Source organism: Streptosporangium longisporum, from assembly GCF_039534895.1.
GTDB classification, from domain to species: Bacteria; Actinomycetota; Actinomycetes; order Streptosporangiales; family Streptosporangiaceae; genus Streptosporangium; species Streptosporangium longisporum.
Genome location: NZ_BAAAWD010000006.1, coordinates 127,685 through 144,006 on the forward strand (window position 1 = coordinate 127,685; position 16,322 = coordinate 144,006).

At 74.0% G+C, this 16,322-nt stretch carries 11 protein-coding genes; 4 read left to right on the forward strand and 7 right to left on the reverse strand.

The window, feature by feature from the left end; genetic code table 11:
- Positions 1-29: 29 nt before the first annotated feature.
- A complete protein-coding gene (locus ABD832_RS04800) occupies positions 30-431 on the forward strand; it encodes a response regulator transcription factor (RefSeq protein ID WP_344888907.1) in 402 nt (133 codons plus the stop codon).
- 121 nt (positions 432-552) lie between these two features.
- On the opposite strand, the gene ABD832_RS04805 is transcribed toward ABD832_RS04800, so the two are convergent.
- Positions 553-3,459, reverse strand: a complete 2,907-nt coding sequence (locus ABD832_RS04805) for a helix-turn-helix transcriptional regulator (protein ID WP_344888909.1) — start codon at positions 3,457-3,459, stop codon at positions 553-555.
- A gap of 207 nt (positions 3,460-3,666) precedes the next feature.
- Between ABD832_RS04805 and ABD832_RS04810 the strand changes: the two genes are divergently transcribed.
- The gene (locus tag ABD832_RS04810; RefSeq protein WP_344888912.1) at positions 3,667-4,287 is read left to right on the forward strand and encodes a LysE family translocator; all 621 of its coding nucleotides are present in this window, start codon (positions 3,667-3,669) and stop codon (positions 4,285-4,287) included.
- Here ABD832_RS04810 and ABD832_RS04815 read toward each other — a convergent pair.
- Complete coding sequence (locus tag ABD832_RS04815; RefSeq protein ID WP_344888915.1) at positions 4,239-5,042, reverse strand: alpha/beta fold hydrolase; 804 nt, start codon at positions 5,040-5,042, stop codon at positions 4,239-4,241. The two genes, ABD832_RS04810 and ABD832_RS04815, sit on opposite strands and share 49 nt — an antisense overlap.
- Positions 5,043-5,185: 143 nt before the next feature.
- Here ABD832_RS04815 and ABD832_RS04820 point away from each other — a divergent pair, with 143 nt between their 5' ends.
- A complete protein-coding gene (locus ABD832_RS04820) occupies positions 5,186-5,740 on the forward strand; it encodes a TetR/AcrR family transcriptional regulator (RefSeq protein ID WP_344888918.1) in 555 nt (184 codons plus the stop codon).
- 91 nt (positions 5,741-5,831) lie between these two features.
- Here ABD832_RS04820 and ABD832_RS04825 read toward each other — a convergent pair whose 3' ends face one another.
- The 4 genes from ABD832_RS04825 to ABD832_RS04840 form a co-directional block, all read right to left on the reverse strand.
- Positions 5,832-7,043 carry a hypothetical protein gene (locus tag ABD832_RS04825; protein WP_344888921.1) on the reverse strand — a complete coding sequence of 404 codons (1,212 nt, stop codon included), beginning with the start codon at positions 7,041-7,043 and terminating at the stop codon, positions 5,832-5,834.
- Positions 7,044-7,073: 30 nt separating this feature from the next.
- Positions 7,074-7,460, reverse strand: a complete 387-nt coding sequence (locus ABD832_RS04830) for a Rid family detoxifying hydrolase (protein ID WP_344888924.1) — start codon at positions 7,458-7,460, stop codon at positions 7,074-7,076.
- 41 nt (positions 7,461-7,501) lie between these two features.
- Positions 7,502-8,611: an alanine racemase gene (locus ABD832_RS04835; RefSeq protein WP_344888927.1), complete on the reverse strand. Its 1,110-nt coding sequence runs from the start codon at positions 8,609-8,611 to the stop codon at positions 7,502-7,504.
- 178 nt (positions 8,612-8,789) lie between these two features.
- Positions 8,790-10,313, reverse strand: coding sequence for an N-acyl-D-amino-acid deacylase family protein (locus tag ABD832_RS04840; RefSeq protein ID WP_344888930.1), 1,524 nt, complete (start codon positions 10,311-10,313; stop codon positions 8,790-8,792).
- A 250-nt stretch (positions 10,314-10,563) separates the two neighbouring features.
- On the opposite strand from ABD832_RS04840, the gene ABD832_RS04845 reads away from it, so the two are divergent.
- Positions 10,564-12,258 (forward strand): glycosyl hydrolase family 8, encoded by a 1,695-nt coding sequence (locus ABD832_RS04845; protein ID WP_344888933.1) that lies wholly within the window; start codon positions 10,564-10,566, stop codon positions 12,256-12,258.
- A 185-nt stretch (positions 12,259-12,443) separates the two neighbouring features.
- Here ABD832_RS04845 and ABD832_RS04850 read toward each other — a convergent pair whose 3' ends face one another.
- Complete coding sequence (locus ABD832_RS04850) at positions 12,444-16,196, reverse strand: DUF4153 domain-containing protein (protein ID WP_344888936.1); 3,753 nt, start codon at positions 16,194-16,196, stop codon at positions 12,444-12,446.
- Positions 16,197-16,322: the final 126 nt, after the last annotated feature.

Consider the following 16,322-nt stretch of genomic DNA (forward strand, 5'->3'; position numbering starts at 1 on the left):
GACGCGGCGGAGCGGTTAGCCTCACGCCCGTGGGAGAGGTTCTGGGCAGGGTATTGGTAGTGGACGACGACGACGTCATCCGGCAGCTCATCGCGGTCAACCTGACCCTGGAGGGGTTCCAGGTCGACACGGCCTCCGACGGGCAGGACTGCCTGGACCGGGTGCTGGACGTGATGCCCGACGTCATCACGCTGGACGTCATGATGCCCAGGCTGGACGGCTGGATGACCGCCACCAGGCTGCGGAGCGGCGAGGGGACCGGCCACATCAAGGTGGTCCTGATCACCGCGCGGGCACAGGAGGACGACAAGCGGCGGGGCCTCGGCATCGGGGTCGACGCCTACCTCACGAAACCCTTCGACCCGGCCGAGCTGATCCAGGTCGTACGGGAGCTGGCCCTGACCGCGCGCAGCGGCCGGAACGGCTCCTGACCGCCCGCGCCACACCGGAACGCCACCGGACGCACGCCGACGCCGGGATACCTCCGGGCCGCACGGCGGTGCACCTACCGACATGTCGTGACATGTCGGCGGACCCCCGCGTCCTCCCCCGTCAGAGAAGGTCGTCCCGATGGGCCACGGCCGCGGCCTGGGTGCGGGAGGCGACGCCCAGCTTCGACAGGATGTTGGAGACGTGCACGCTGACCGTCTTCTGCGCGATGAACAGCCTCTCGCCGATCTCGCGGTTGGGCAGGCCCTCGGCCACCAGGGCGAGGACCTCCCGCTCGCGGGCGGTGAGCGGCGCCGCCCTCCCGAGGGCCGCCCTCCCGGGGGCCGATCGCGCAGCGGCCGATCGCGCGGAGGCCTGCCGTGCGGAGGCCGGGACAGGCTCCTCGGTGGCCGTGGACGACGGCGCGGAGGAGAAGCGCGCCCTGCGGCCCAGCTCGGCCAGGGCCGCGCCGAGCGGTTCCGCGCGCAGGGACGCGGCGGCCTCGACCGCGAGCCTCCACTCCTGCTGCGCCTCGGCGCGGTCCCCCGCGGCGAGCAGCGCCTCGGCCAGCCGATGGCGTGAGCGCGCGACCTCGTAGACGAACCCGAAGTCGAACGCCTCGACCACCGCGCGCCACGCCGCGACGTCGAGGCGGCCGTGCGCGCGGTGCCACTCGGCCTCGGCCCTGGCCAGCCAGGCCAGCCCTTCGGGCCCGAGCGGCCCCCGGCGGACGGACCCGGGGCCGATGGCCGCGGGCGTCCTGGCCCGTTCCAGGAAGGCGTCGGCCTCGCCGGGACGTCCCAGGTCGGCCAGGGCCCACAGGGCGGTGCTGCTGAGGCGGATCGCGGCGGGGTCGTTGACGGGAAGGCCCTCGATCGCCGCGCGGGCGTGTTCGAGGGCGGCCTCGGCCTCACCCTGCCACAGGGCGTGCTCGGCGGCCAGGCCGCGGGTCATGGCGTTCACCAGGGGGTCACCCGGGCAGAAGGGCTCCAGCCACGACAGGCGCTCCTCGACGACGGGCAGGCCCCTGGCGACCTCGACGAAGAGCGCGAAGGACGACAGGAGCGCCTCGGCCGGGGTGCCGACGCGGACGGCGAACCCCGAGGCCACCTTCTCCGCCGCCTCCCACTCCCCGGCGACGTAGTGGACGAGCAGGCGCAGGAAGCGCAGGTCGGTGCCGAAGGTGCTCCACTTGAGCCCGCTGTCGTAGGCCAGCCGCAGCCCCCGGTCGGCGCTGACCGCGGCCTCGGCGAGGTCGCCGTTCTCGTACTGGACCCTGGCCTGGGTGAAGATGGCCCGCAGGTCGACGGCGAGGTTGCCGGAGCTCTCGGCGGTGGCGCAGGCGAGCAGTTCCTTGGCCCGGGGGATGTCGTCGGCGAGGGCGGCCAGCGCGGCGAGCGTGATCAGCGCGCTGGTCTCGGCGTCGGCGGCATCGCTCGCGCGGGCCGTCTCCAGGGCGCGGGCGGCCATGGCCTCGACCTCGTCGTGCCGCTCGCTCCACTGAAGTGAGCGGGCATAGGTGGCGAGCGCGCGGGCGAGCAGCGGCCCGTCGGGGGCCGCCTCGACGGCGGCGTGCGCGGCGGCGATCGCGCCCTGCTCGTCGTCGAGGTCGGTGAGGATGTACGACAGCCGCTCGTTGATCTCGGCGGAGGGCGGGAGCCGTCGCAGCTGGGAGATCGCCCGGTGGTTGTCCCCGCTGTCGGCCGCGGTGGTGGCGCTGCGGACCGCCAGGCTCGCGTGGTCGATCCCGGCCCTGTCCTCGGCGTCCGGCACCCGGTCCCACAGGCCGAGCGCCCGGTCGAAGTGGCGGTGCGCCTCGGCGGGAGCACCCAGCCGCTCGGCCCTGCGCCCGGCCTCCACGGACGCGGCCAGCGCCTCGGGCAGGTCGTGCCCGGCCAGGTAGTGGTGGGCCAGCTCGGCCGCGGAACCTCCCCGGGCCGTCAGCAGCCGGGCGAACTCCCCGTGCATCCTGGTCCGCTCGCCGGGCAGCAGGTCGTTGTAGACGGCCTCCTGCAGGAGCGCGTGCCGGAAGGCGTAGCCGTAGTCCCCGTCGGGCTGGAGCAGGCCGCGCGAGACGATCTCCCGCATGGCCTCCTCGAAGGCCAGGTCGTCCAGGCCGGAGGCCCGCTGGAGCAGGTCGTGGTCGGCCCGGCGGCCCGCGACGGCCGCGCCGCGGAGCACCTGCTGGGCGGGGTCGGAGAGCAGTTCGGTCCGGGAGAGCAGCAGGCCGGCCAGGCCGTCGGTCATCGAGGAGCCTTCGGAGGCGGCCTCCAGCAGCTCCTCCGCGTAGAACGGGTTGCCCTCGGCCCGGTCGACGACCTCGCCCATCACGCGAGGATCGGTGCCGCCCAGCGCGGCGAGGTAGTCGGTCATCTCGTGCCGGTCGAGGGGCCCCAGCTCCACCGACGTCACCGAGGGCAGGCGGTTGAGCTCGGCGAGGACCCGGCGCAGCGGGTGACGCCGGTGCAGGTCGTCGGTGCGGTAGGTGCCGACGAGGCAGACGCGCTCGGTCTGCAGCATCCGGCTGAGGAAGACCAGCAGGTCGCGGGTGGACTGGTCGGCCCAGTGCAGGTCCTCCAGGACCAGCAGCACGGGCTGCGCGGACAGGAAACCGAGCACCGAGCCGAAGAGCTGCTGCTGGGTCAGGCCGGAGGTGCTCTCCATGCCCGGGTCGGTGCCTCCGGGCAGCAGCCTGCCCAGGACCGGCCGCGCGTCCAGCGCCGCGCGGAGCTCCCCGCGCGCCGAGCGCAGGGCGTCGGCCAGCGGAAGGTACGGCAGGACGTCGCCGAGCTCGGCGCACTGCCCGATGAGCACGGCGAATCCGGCGGAGGCCGCCCGCTCCGCCAGCTCAGCGATCATCCTGGTCTTGCCGATGCCCGCGTCGCCGCCCAGCAGGGCGACCCCGGCCTGCCCTGCTGCGGCGTCGTCGAGCACCGCGGTCAGCCGATCGAGCTCCCTCGATCTCCCGATCAGCGCGCTCCGCCCGCTCCGCCACCCCACGTCGGCGAGTATCGCATGCTGCTCCGACACTCACCGACCCTCACCGGTGGCGTCGCCGGATCCCGGCGGGCGTGGGGACATCGGCCGGCACCGGCGCCCCGGGCATCGGGACCACCACCGGGACCCGCAAGGCCACGGCCGGACCGCTGCCGGAGGGCGGGCCGGGCCGATTGGTCCGCTGAAGCGACCGCGCATTGGTCCTGACCGTGGCGGGCCGCGCGGTCCTAGGGTCGAGGCATGATCTCCCCGTCCACATTACTGATCTTCGCGCTGGCGTCCCTCGCCCTGGTGCTGATACCGGGCCCGAACCACATCTACATCATCACCCGCGCGGTCTCGCAGGGCCGGGCCGCGGGCGTGGCCAGCGCGTTCGGCGTGGAGGTGGGCACGCTGGTGCACATCGCGGCCGCGGCGGCCGGCCTGTCGTACGTGATCGCGCAGTCCGCCACCCTGTTCAACGTGATCAAGTGGGCCGGTGTGGCCTACCTGGTCTACCTGGGCGTCCGGGCGCTGACGAGCAGGCAGGAGCTCACGGCCGGACAGGCCGTGCCGCAGCCGCTGCGGTCGGTCTTCCTCGAGGGCGTCGTCGTCAACGTGCTCAACCCCAAGGTGATCCTCTTCTTCCTGGCCTTCCTTCCGCAGTTCGTGGACCCCGAGGCGGGCGCGGTGCCGGTGCAGATCGCCGTCCTGGGCGGGACCCTGCTGCTGCTGGGGTTGCTCTCCGACCTGATCTACGCCCTGAGCGCGGACGCCCTCGGCAGGCGGCTGAGAACCAGGTCGGGTGTGCTCGGCAACCTCAGCGGGGTCGTCTACCTGGGGCTGGGGGTCGCGACCGCGCTGTCGGGCCGCTCCACCTGACGGGGCGGCCCGGTCAGGACGTGCGGGTCCCGCCCGCACCGATCGGCCTGGTCACACCGGTCGACCTGGTCGCACAGGTCGCCCAGCAGGCGGGCCAGCGGGCCGGGGGCGGCCAGGACGCCGAGGTGTCCCCGCCGGGGGATCAGGATCAGCCGCCCGTCGCGGCAGGCGCGGAGGAAGTCGCGCTCCTGTGACCGGAACGGATCCCTGGCGCCGTTGACCAGCCACACCCGCCCCGGGTACGAGGCCAGCGCCGCCAGCTGGTCGTGGCCGGTGACCGCGTCGACGACCTGGGGCAGCACCTCGCTGGAGAGCCCTCCCGCCACCGCCGCCTCCCCGGCGGGACCGGGCAGGAGACGGCGGAGCGCGAACGCCCCGAGCCGGTCGGCCAGGGCCGGGTCGCGGGCGGCGAGCGAGGCGGCCAACCGGTAGAGACGGGCCATGGCCGGGTTCCGGGCCGTGCACCCCATGGCGATCAGCCCGGCCACCCGTTCCGGGAGACGTCCGGCGGCGGCGATGCCGACGTATCCGCCGAGCGAGAGACCGGCCACCAGGGCGCGACCGCCCACCGCGTCCACGGCGTCGGCGACCGCCGAGACGGCCGCGTCCATCGTGAACGGCTCACCCCTGCGGGTGCCGTGGCCGGGCAGGTCGGGCGCCGTCGCGGGGCGGTCCAGGCGGGAGAGGACCGGGTCCCACATGGTCGCGCTCACCCGGATGCCGTGCACGAGGACGATGGGGAGCACAGGGGACATGACGGACCTCCAGGGTCTCCGGGGCTTCGGGGCTTTGGGTCTCTAGGGCTCCGGAGCTCCGGAGCTCCGGGGGCTCCAGGACTCCGGGGCTCCGGGCACCTCGATTAGAACACAACGCACCGTTGCGTTGCTATGGTGGGTACATGGCACCGCGCAGCGAACGGCAGATCTTCCGGGCGACCCTCGAACTCCTCGCCGCCAGGGGGTACGAGGGCCTGACGGTCGAGGGGGTGGCCGAGCGGTCCGGGGTCAACAAGACGACGATCTACCGGTGGTGGCCGTCCAAGGCGGCACTGCTGGCCGCCGCGCTGGTCGAGGCCGACCTGCTCGTCCTGGAGCCGCCCGACACCGGTGGCCTCAGGGGGGACCTCGAAGCCCTGGTCGAGGGGATGGTGGCACTTCTGACCCGTCCCCCGGCCTCCGACGTCGCGGTGGCCGCCCTCGGCGCCGCCGTCCACCACCCCGAGCTGGCCGAGGCGTCCCGGCGGTTCTTCGCCGACCGGTTCGCGCGGGAGGCCGCGGTCTTCGAGCGCGCGCGGCGGCGCGGCGAGCTGCCCGCCACCGCCGACCCCATGCTGATCATGGATCTGCTCGCCGGGGCGGTCTGGTTGCGCGCGATCTTCCGGGGCCTGCCCCTCGACGAGGGTTTCCCCGCCCAGGTCGTGAGCGCCGTCCTGGACGGCTCGGCCACCCGCTGAAGGCGAGCCCTCCGAGGGCGCCCGAAGGGCCGCCCGTCACAGGACAGGGCCGCCCGTCACAGGACGACGACTCCCCGAAGGGCGGGCCCGGTCAGGCGGACAGCGCGCCCGGGATGCGGTCCAGGATCGGGTAGGGCATCAGCCCGTACGCGTAGAAGTCGACCGCGTCGGCGCCCGCCGCCCGCACGGCGCGGACCTTGGCGGCGAGCCGCTCGGCCGAGTCGGTGTCGGGGAGGCCGGGACGCAGCACGGCCCGCAGTTCTCTGTCCTTGCCGGTCGAGCGGCGGTAGGCGACCACGTCCTCGGCCACCCTGCCCGCGTCGCGGGCGTAGGCGAGCACGCCGAGCGAGGGCACCAGGTCGCCCAGGGCGACCAGGTCGACGCCGAGCTGCCAGGAGTCGTGCGCCGCCAGCCCGGAGGAGGGCAGGCCGTCGCTGTAGCCCTTGACCGCGCCGGTGGCGTCCAGGAAGACCAGCCGCGAGCCCTCCGCGGTGACGGCGGTGGAGACGTCGGAGACCAGCGAGGTCACCGTCTCGGAGCGGGCCCGCGCGTAGGCGACCACCTCGGGGCCCGCGTACGCGGTCAGCGCCGCGCGGGTCACCTCGCCCTGCGCGGGCGGGGCGCCGTCGAGTACCGCGCCCACGATCCTGGAGCACTCCTCCCGCGCCACCTCGGCGTTGACGCCCAGGTCGGCGGCGCGGCGCATGCAGAAACCGCAGAAGCACAGGCCGAGCAGGAACGCGTCCATCGGCCCGAGCGGGACGAAGCTGCGCTCGTGGTGGTAGCCGTGGCCGAAGGTGCCGAAGTGCAGCGCCTCGGCCACCACGCTGTCGACGCCCTGCCTGGCCACGGCGCGTCCCAGCGCCACCGCGTACAGGCGCACGTCCGGGTGGGAGGGGCACAGGTCCGCGGGCGAGCCGCGGTCGCCGAAGCAGTTGCGCACGGTCACGTCGGGCTCGGCCAGGCCGAGCGTGGTGTTCTGCAGGAAGACGGTCCAGCCGTGCAGCGCCAGCCCGCGCTCGGCGGTGGCCTCGCGGAGCGCGGCCAGCGGCTCGTCGGCGGCCCCCTCCTGGAGCGGCGGGACCAGCCGCAGCTCGTCGAACAGGTCGGCCGGCGGTACGAAGTGCGCGCCGTCCCTGCGGACCGTCACCCGGGCGCGGCCGTGCGGGGTGACGTCGCGGGCGCGGTGGTAGGCCGCGGCCACGGTCACCCCCCGCACCCCGTACCCGGTGATCCGGTCGAGGACCGCCTCCGTGCCCTCCCCGCGTACGTCCTCGACGTAGACGTATAGCGAGCTGTCCAAGCCGTCGCCCTCCCTGGAACCGATCGAACCCTAGCGCGGCCGGTGGGCGACGAAGTCGATCTCGACGAGGATGTCCATCAGGTCCGAGCCGACGGTCGTGCGCACCGGGTAGGGACGGGTGAAGTAGGACTTGTACGCCTCGTTGTAGGCGGCGAAGTCACGCTTGAGGTGCTGCAGGTGCACGGTCGCCTTCACCACGTCGTCGAAGCCGAGCCCGTGCGCGGCCAGGATGGCGCCGAGGTTCCGCATCACCTGGTGGGTCTGCTCCGCCACGTCGGTGCCGACGACCTCGCCGGTCTCGGGGCTCAGCGGTCCCATGCCCGAGGTGTAGACGAAGTCGCCGACCACCAGGCCCTGCGAATAGGCCCCCACCGGCGCGGCTCCCTCGTCGGTCCGCAGTTCCTGCTTGGCGCTCATCTCACAACACTCCTCAACGATGGGAAGAAGGACATCGGGCATCAGAAAAAGGTGTTCAGCAGGCCGACGACGACGTGGTCGTCGTCGACCACGGGCATGACCCGCCACTTGTCGAAGGCGGTGCACGGGTGGGAGATGCCGAACGACACCAGGTCGCCCGGCCTGACCGGCGAGCCCGGCGCGAGCCGCAGGACCGCGTGCTGGTCCTGGACCTTGAGCACGGTCGCGTCCGCGACGGCCCCGCGCGGGATCGGCAGGCCCTCGTCGAAGGGCGCGTCCCGCTTGCCGAACCCGACCACGGCCAGGCCGGGCTCGGGAACGCTCAGCACGTGCGCCCAGATCTCCAGGGCCGCGCGCAGCTCCCCGTCCATCCGGGTGTACGGGGTGCGCTCGCGGTAGTAGCCGTCGTCGTGGGAGACGTAGGCGCCGCTGCGCAGCATGACCCTGGCCGGGCAGGTGACGAGCTCGCGGCCGATCACGTCGAACCACTGGCTGCCGCCCACCGACAGAATCGGGTCGCGGACCCGCAGATGCTCCAGCGCCTCCAGCAGCCGGTGCAGGTAGGCCCGGACCTCCCCGGCCGAGCCCAGCGAGCCCTCGTACCCGGCGACGCCCGCGAGCTCCACCCCGTCGGCCGCCTGTGCCGCCGAGGCGACCTCCAGCAGGTGCTCCAGGGTGCGGCTGCCGCCCCGCCCGCCCGGGTGACCCAGCTCGGCCAGCACCCGGAACGGCCTGGTCCCCGCGTGCCGGGAGAGCGTCTCGACCCCGGCGGCCGAGTCGACGAAGCACAGGAACTCGAACGTCTCGTCCGCGGTGAGCTGTGCGGCCAGGGCGTTGAGACCGGCCGGGTCGAAGACCTGGTTGGCCAGCACGATCCTGGGGACGCCGAACTCGCGCAGGGTGAGCGCCTGGCTGGGGGTGGCGACCGTCATGCCCCACGCGCCCGCCTCCAGCTGCGCCTCGATCAGCTCGGGCGACATGGTGGTCTTGGCGTGCGGGGCGAAGATCATCCCGTACTCGCGGGTGAAGGTGGCGAGGGTGGCGATGTTGTGCTCCAGCGCGCTCCGCCGGGCCACCATCACGGGGAAGGTGAACGCCCCGCCGAACAGCGACGTCCCCACGGCCCCGCCGGGGTCCACGATCCCCTTCACGTCCCCGCCCCTCCCTGTGCTCGCCCCGGGATCCCGGTGGCCGATCGGCCGCCGATGTCCGGGCATGGGAGATCACGTCCCCCTCGTTCGCCCTGAGGACCCTATCCTCACGGCGCCCCCTTCGGGGACGAGTCTCACGCACGTCCCGTCGGCGGCCGGGCGACGCCGCGGGCGCGTCTCAGGGACGCAGCGCCCTGCCCGGGGTCGCTCCGGTGAGCACCCCTCCGGCCAGGACCGGCACCCCGGAGACGAGGACGTTGCCGACCCCCGCCGCCAGGGTGCGCGGGGCCGCGTAGGTGGCCAGGTCGGCGACCGCTCCGGCGTCCAGGACGACCAGGTCGGCGACCTGGCCGGGACGGACGAGCCCGCGGCCCTCGAGGCCGAAGCGGCGGGCCGGGTGCGAGGCGAGGTGGACGGCCGCCTGCTCCAGGGTCCAGTCACCGGTCTCGCGCACGTGGTGGCCGAGCATCCGGGCGAACGCCCCGTACGCGCGGGGGTGCGGGTGGCCGCCCACGTAGATGCCGTCGGAGCCGCCGGTGTGGGCCGGGTGGCGCAGGATCGCGCGGACCGACTCCTCGCCGCCCGCGCCCTCGTCGGGACGGGCCACCACGCACCCGGCCTCCAGCCGGGTGTCGATCAGGATCCTGCGGCAGAACTCCCCCGGCTCCACCCCGGCCCCGGAGGCGGCCTCGGACAGGGTCAGCCCCTCGGCCCACTCGGCGCCGGGCACGTGCGAGAAGGTGATCCTGGGCCAGAGCGTCTCGTCCCACTCGATCGGCCGGGTCTGGAGCATCTCCAGCGCGCGGGCGGTGTCGGCGGCGGGGACCCACCCGGGCAGCGCGACCATCGCCAGGATCGTGCTGCCGCGCAGGTAGGGGTAGGTGTCGAAGGTGACGTCCAGCCCGCGCAGCCGGGCCTCGTCGACCAGCGGCAGCAGCGTGGCGGCCGGGCCGTGGTAGTGCGAGACGTGCACGGCCGCGCCCGAGCGCCGGGCGATGTCGGCCACCTCGGCCATCCCCTCCGGGGCCGCCGCGCCGTACCCGCGCATGTGCGTCACGTACGGCAGATGATCCAGCGGGGCGCACAGGGCGGCGATCTCGGCGGCGTCGGCGTAGCGGCCCGGGGCGTACTCCAGGCCGGTGGACAGCCCGACGGCCCCCTCGGACAGGCCGCGCTCGACGCGGGCCAGCATGGCGGTCAGCTCCCCGGCCGTGGCGGCCCGCTCGGCCGCGCCCATCACGTCGTGCCGGATCGTGCCGTGCGGCAGCAGGTAGGCGGTGTTCAGCGCGGTGGCCCGGTCGTAGCCCGCGAGCAGCTCCGCCACGCCGAGCGGCCCGTCGGCCAGCGGGTGGGAACCGTTGATCGCGGCGAAGTACCGGGTGACGTAGGCGAAGGTCTCCGGGGTGGTGCACGGCGCGTAGGAGAGCCCGTCCTGGCCGAGCACGAACGTGGTCACCCCCTGCCGGAGCGCGGCGAGCTGCACGTCCGGGTCGAGGACGAGGGCGTCGCCGTGGACGTGGCAGTCGACCAGGCCGGGCATCACGTGGCGTCCGGCGGCGTCGACCGTGGTCGCGGCCTCGGCGCCGTCCAGGCGGCCCACGGCGGTGATGCGGTCCCCGGTGACGCCGACGTCGGCCCGGTGGGCCGGGGCCCCGGTGCCGTCCAGCACCAGACCACCGCTGATCAACACGTCGAACGACATGCCCGGATTCAATCATCCGCGGGGTGCCCGGCACAGCGGAACGCCCCCGTTACCCGCCGGTCTCCCGGACGGCCCCTCCCTGCCCGCGGGCCTGGTCGCGCCCGTCCGTGCCCGTCCGCGGGGCCGGTCGCACCCGTCTCATCCGGGAATGCGGATCTTTCAGCGCTTGACGAGGGATGGTAGGAATGGTGGCATCTTTCACTAGTTAGGAACCTTTCCTAACTAGATGATCGAAGAGAGGGCACCCCCTGTGCATGCGAGACCGCGTCTCCGACACCCCTCGACCGTCCTCATCCTGGCCCTGGCCTCGGCACTGATCGCTTCGGTGTTCGTCCTGGCGGCCCCGCCCGGCCTCGCCGCCGACTCCCTGCTCTCCCAGGGACGCCCGGCCACCTCGTCCTCGAACGAGGACGGCACGCTGCTCCCGGCCGCCGCCTTCGACGGCTCCACCGGCACCCGCTGGGCCTCCGCCGAGGGCCACGACCCCGAGTGGCTCCGCGTCGACCTGGGCGCCTCCGCCACCGTCTCCAGGGTCAGGCTGCTCTGGGAGGCCGCCTACGCCACCGCGTACCGGATCGAGGTCTCCTCCGACGGCTCGGCCTGGACGCAGGTGTACGCGACCACGACCGGCAACGGCGGCACCGACGACCTGACGCTCTCGGGCACCGGCCGCTACGTGCGGATGTACGGCCTGTCCCGCGGGACCCCCTACGGCTACTCGCTGTACGAGATGGAGGTCTACGGCACCCGGGGCGGCGCCACCCCGACGCCGACGGTCACCCCGCCGCCCGGCGGCCCGGCCGTGCCGTTCGGCTCCCGCACCATCCCGTACGCGGCCGGGACGCTGCGTCCGAGCGGCCCGGTGGCCGCGCTCGACCAGAAGGTGATCGACTACTACCGGGCCTGGAAGGCCGCCTTCGTCAAGCAGAACTGCGGCAACGGCTGGTACCAGATCATCTCCCCCGACGCCGACCACCCCTACGTGGCCGAGGCGCAGGGCTACGGCATGGTGATCACCGCCACGATGGCCGGCGCCGACCCCGACGCGAAGAAGATCTTCGACGGCCTGGTGAAGTACGTGCTGGCCCACCCGTCGTCGATCACCCCCGGCCTGCTCGCCGCCGAGCAGAACACCGCCTGCCAGAGCGTCAACGGCGGCGACTCGGCCACCGACGGCGACCTGGACGTCGCCTACGGCCTGCTCCTGGCCGACCGGCAGTGGGGCAGCTCGGGCACGTACAACTACAGGAAGCTCGCGATCGACCACATCAACGCCATCAAGGCCGGTGAGGTCAACCCGACCACCAAGCTGATGAAGCTGGGCGACTGGAGCAGCGCGGGCGACCAGTACTACTGGATCAGCCGCTCGTCGGACTGGATGATCGACCACTTCCGGGCGTTCCGGAAGGCCACCGGCGACACGACCTGGGACACCGTCCGCGTCAACCACCAGAACCTGATCGCCTCCCAGCAGGCCTCCCACGCCCCGAACACCGGCCTGCTGGCCGACTTCGTGGTCGACACCGACACCAACCCCAGACCCGCCCCCGGGCAGGTGCTGGAGGACGCCAACGACGGCCGGTACTGGTGGAACGCCTGCCGCGATCCGTGGCGGATCGGCAACGACGCGGTGACCAGCGGTGACCCCAGGTCGCTGGCCGCCGCGCGCAAGCTGAACACCTGGATCAAGGGCAAGACCGGCGGGAACCCGGACAACATCGCGATCGGATACGCGCTCAACGGCACCCAGATCTCCGGCGGCAGCGAGCCGGCCTACTTCGCCCCGTTCGCGGTGGCGGCGATGACCGACCCGGGCAGCCAGGCATGGCTGGACGTGCTGTGGACCAAGATGGTCGACACCCCGTTCACCGCGAGCGACTACTACTCGACCAGCATCCAGCTCCAGGTCATGATCACCGTGACCGGCAACCACTGGGTCCCCTGACGCGCACGCGCACTCGCGCGGACGCGGCCCTCGCCTCACGGGCGGGGGCCGCGTCCTTTCGAGCGGGCCGCGTCTCCTCGAACCGAACGGGCCGCGCCTCCTTTAAAGGGCCGTATCCCGTCGAACGGGCCGCGTCCTTTCGAACGGGCCGTGTTCTCCCGAACGGGGCCGCGTCCGCGCGGCGGTCAGTCCTGGGAGGGGATCTCCGACCGGGAGAGGGCCTGCGGGCACACGGCGCCTTCGAGCACCGGTCTGCGCGCCAGCAGCTCCCTCGCCTGCCCCCGCGCCAGGTTCCAGCCGTTCCAGGGGTCGGGCCCGGCCAGGTCGTTGGCGGCCACGACGTCCCGCAGCACGCAGCTGCGGGCCGGTTCGGGCAGCCGGTCCAGCGCGGGCACCGCCTCCGCCCCGAGGTCGCCCAGGTACTCCAGGTCCACCCCGGCCGGGCCGCGTACGGCGATCTGGGTCTCCGCGACCCGCAGGTCGGGGTTCCACAGCGCGAACGCGAGCAGCGAGACGCTGGTCATCACCACGAGGGTCCTGGGCAGCCAGTACGCCTGCCCGCGCCCGACGAGCCGGGCCGCCCCCGCGGCGAGGACCAGGGCGAAGACCCCGCCCAGCCACCACACCGTCGCGGCCACCGAGGCCCGCAGCCGGGAGAGGCCGTAGGCGTCGGCGTACAGGCCCATGCGGTGCAGCGCGGAGACCAGGACGACCAGGGTCAGCACGCACAGCAGCCCGAGCAGACCGGCCATCAGCCACCGGTCGAAGCCCTTCAGCTCCAGCGCCCCCGAGGCGACCGCCACGATCGCCAGCACGAACACGCTCACCACGACGAGCTGGAAGAACCCCGAGCGCGCGTACTCGGCGTAGGTCAGGCCGGTGGCGGAGACCACCCATCGGGTGCTGCCGAACAGCACGGTCAGCTGCATCCCCACGAACGTGGCGAACAGCAGGTTGAGCGCGGTCAGCGGGAGCACCCACAGGATGCGGCCGGCCGCGACCCTGAAACCCGGCGTGCGCGGCTCGGTCACGGGCCGCAGGCCGACCAGCACCGCCGAGGCCACCGTGGCCGCGAAGACCACGAACAGCACGATCCGCAGCGGCATGGACTCCGCCCAGTCCTGCACGCTGAGCACCCGCTCGACGGCCTCGGCGAAGACCGCGTCCGCCGAGGCGAACAGCGCCCCGAACACCACCAGCAGCACGACGGTCAGCCCGCCCCCGACCAGCAGGGGCATCACCCGCCCGCGGGCCGCGAGCGCCCTCAGCCGGGGACCGAGGAACCACGGCACCGGCAGCAGTCCCAGGATCACCGACGCGCCGCCCCTGAGCACCCCCAACCAGCCGCGCCCGGCTCCCGACAGGGCCAGCGCGGCCGTCAGGAACCCGGCCAGGGACACCACGCCGACCAGCCAGTCCGCGTCCCTGAACAGCACCGTGACGACCAGGCCGTAGGCGATCGCCGCCAGCGCCACCGACCAGGGGGTGATCCGCCGGCGTACCGCGGGGAACACCGCCGCCCCCATGGCGACGGCCACCAGCACGAGCCCCAGCCCGGCCCTGCTGTACGGCACCGCGACCGCGGCGAGCAGGCCGACCGCGGCCGACGCCGGGAGCACCCAGCGGGGCGTGTCCGGCAGATCCGGCCGGGGCAGGATGGGCGGCGCCTCGTAGCCTCCCGTCCCGCGCCCGCCCGGAGCCCCCGCCTGCGGCCGGGCGGGGGCCGTCACACCCGCGGCCCCCGGGTTCGCGCCCGCCGCGCTCGTGCCCCTCGGGTACGCGGTCCCGGGCATCGTGGTCCCGGGGCTCGCGGTCCCGGAGCTCGTGGTCCCCAGGGTCGTGACTCCCGCCGTGCCCACGGCGCCCGTTCCCGCGGCGCCCGTGCTCCCGCTCGCGGGGCCCGTCATGCCCTGCCCGGCCGGGACCTGCCTCGCCCCGGAGGGCACCGCCACGGCCCCCTGGACCTGAAACCGGTCCGGAAGCCGCTCATGGACGGCGAGGGGGTCGCTGAAGGAGGTGGTGGCGCCGAGGACCGTACCGACGAACCCGCCGCCCACGAACAGGACGGCGGCGGCCATCATCCCGAGCATCGAGTCGATCCCCGACATGGCGATACCGACGACCATGGCGCAGAGCCCTCCCGCGACACCGCCGAGGAAGACCCCGAGGAACGCCCCCGCCCAGTTCCGCACCACGACCTGCGGCGGACGCGCGTCCCCGCTCCGGACCAGGACAGGCTGCGGGGGGTACGGCGGGGTTCTCGAGGGCAGGGACGACGGCGGGGACGCCGTCGGTCGAGCCTTTTCGTCCCCTTCGTCGGATCCGCCCGAGCCGCCGGACCCGGCCGAGCCACTCGGACCACCCGGACCACCCGGACCGTCCGAGCCACCCGGCTCACCGGAGTCGAAACCGGAACCCAAGCCGCCCGACGAACCCGATGAGCCCGGCAGGCCCGACGGGCCCGGGTCACCGTTCGTACCCGGTCCGTCCGGACCACCGGATCCGGCGGAGCCGACCGTTCCGGACGTTCCGGATGGACCGGGCGACCCGGACGATCCGGGTGGACCGTCCGGCTCCGCGGGTCCGCCCGGGGGCGTGCCGTCCGCGGGACCCCGGCCCGGAAGGGCGGGCGCGGGGGAACCTGCGCTCCCGGCCACCTGCCCCGGCCTCCCCTTCCCCGTCCCCGCGACGGCCGCCTCCGAGGCGAACGACTCCGAAGCGGGCGACTCCATGACGGACGACTCCGAAGCGGACGATTCCAAAACGGACGGCTCCGGGGCGGCCGGCTCCGGCGCGGGGAAGTTCCGCTCCGCAGCCTCCTGAGCCGGAGGCTCCCCGAGCTCCGCGGGCTCCGCGGGCTCCGCGGGGGAGGGCAGCCGGGCCGAGACCCCGGGGCCGACGGGGCCGTGAGCGGGCGAGCCCTGGGCCGGGGAAGACGGGGAGGTCATCTCGATCCTTTCCGGGAGGTCGGTCACCACGTGGCAGCCGACACCGTCCTCGACGTGAATGGAGCCGCCGTGCAGCTCGACGATCTCCTTGGTGATGGCCAGGCCCAGCCCGGCTCCGCCGTCGTCGGCGGCCCGTCCGGCGTCCAGCCGCGAGAAGCGCTCGAACGCCCGCGTCCGGTCCTCGGCCGCGATGCCGGGGCCCTGGTCGCTCACCCTCAGCCGGACACCGTCCCCGGAGGCCGCCGCCGCCAGGACCACCACCCCGCCGGCGGGGCTGTGCCGTACCGCGTTGTCCAGCAGGTTCGCGAGGACCTGCGCGAGCAGGTCGGGGTCGGCGCGCAGGCTCAGTCCCTCGGGGACCTCGCAGCGGGCCGTGACGCCCTCCCTGGCCAGTACGGCCTCGCGCAGGGCCTGCTCGCACAGCGGACGCAGCTCGACGTCCTCGCGCTCGATCAGGCGGGCACCGGACTCCAGCCGCGACAGGTCCAGCAGCTGGGCGACCAGCCGGCCGAGCCGCTCGGTCTGCGCGAGCGCCGTGCCCAGGGTGACGGGATCGGGATCGGAGACCCCGTCCACCACGTTCTCCAGTACGGCCCGGAGCGCGGTGATCGGCGTGCGGAGCTCGTGGCTGACGTTGGCCACCAGCTCCCGGCGCTGCCGGTCCACCTCGCCCAGGTCGGCGGCCATCGCGTTGAAGGCGCGGGCCAGCTCGCCCACCTCGTCACGGGAGGTGGCGGTGACGCGCAGGCCGTACCGGCCCTTGGCGATGGTCTGCGCGGCGGCGGCCATCTCGCGCAGCGGCTTGGTCATTCCCCGGGCGAGCAGCTGCACCATGATCAGCGCGAACACCGCGGCCACCGCGACGCGCACGTCGCGCGAGTACCCGGCGTTGATGCCGACCTCGTTGACGACGAACGCCGCCACCACGGCCAGCAGGATCACCATGCCGAGTTTCGCCTTGATCCGGCCGAGGAAGTCGAGGGGTCTCACTGGTCGGCGCATCCCGATGTCGAAGTGAATGGGTGTACATGGGTTGGAGTGACGACGGGGACGATCGGTTCTCGCCCGCTCGCGGGCACCGGCCCACGACACCGGCCGTGCCCGGGGCCCCGCCAC

Bases quoted from the DNA above. Each gene is read 5' to 3' on its own strand.
- ABD832_RS04815 (WP_344888915.1), bottom strand. From the start codon at position 5,042: ATGTCCCCTGTGCTCCCCATCGTCCTCGTGCACGGCATCCGGGTGAGC.
- ABD832_RS04830 (WP_344888924.1), bottom strand. From the start codon at position 7,460: ATGAGCGCCAAGCAGGAACTGCGGACCGACGAGGGAGCCGCGCCGGTG.
- ABD832_RS04840 (WP_344888930.1), bottom strand. From the start codon at position 10,313: ATGTCGTTCGACGTGTTGATCAGCGGTGGTCTGGTGCTGGACGGCACC.
- ABD832_RS04820 (WP_344888918.1), top strand. From the start codon at position 5,186: ATGGCACCGCGCAGCGAACGGCAGATCTTCCGGGCGACCCTCGAACTC.
- ABD832_RS04810 (WP_344888912.1), top strand. From the start codon at position 3,667: ATGATCTCCCCGTCCACATTACTGATCTTCGCGCTGGCGTCCCTCGCC.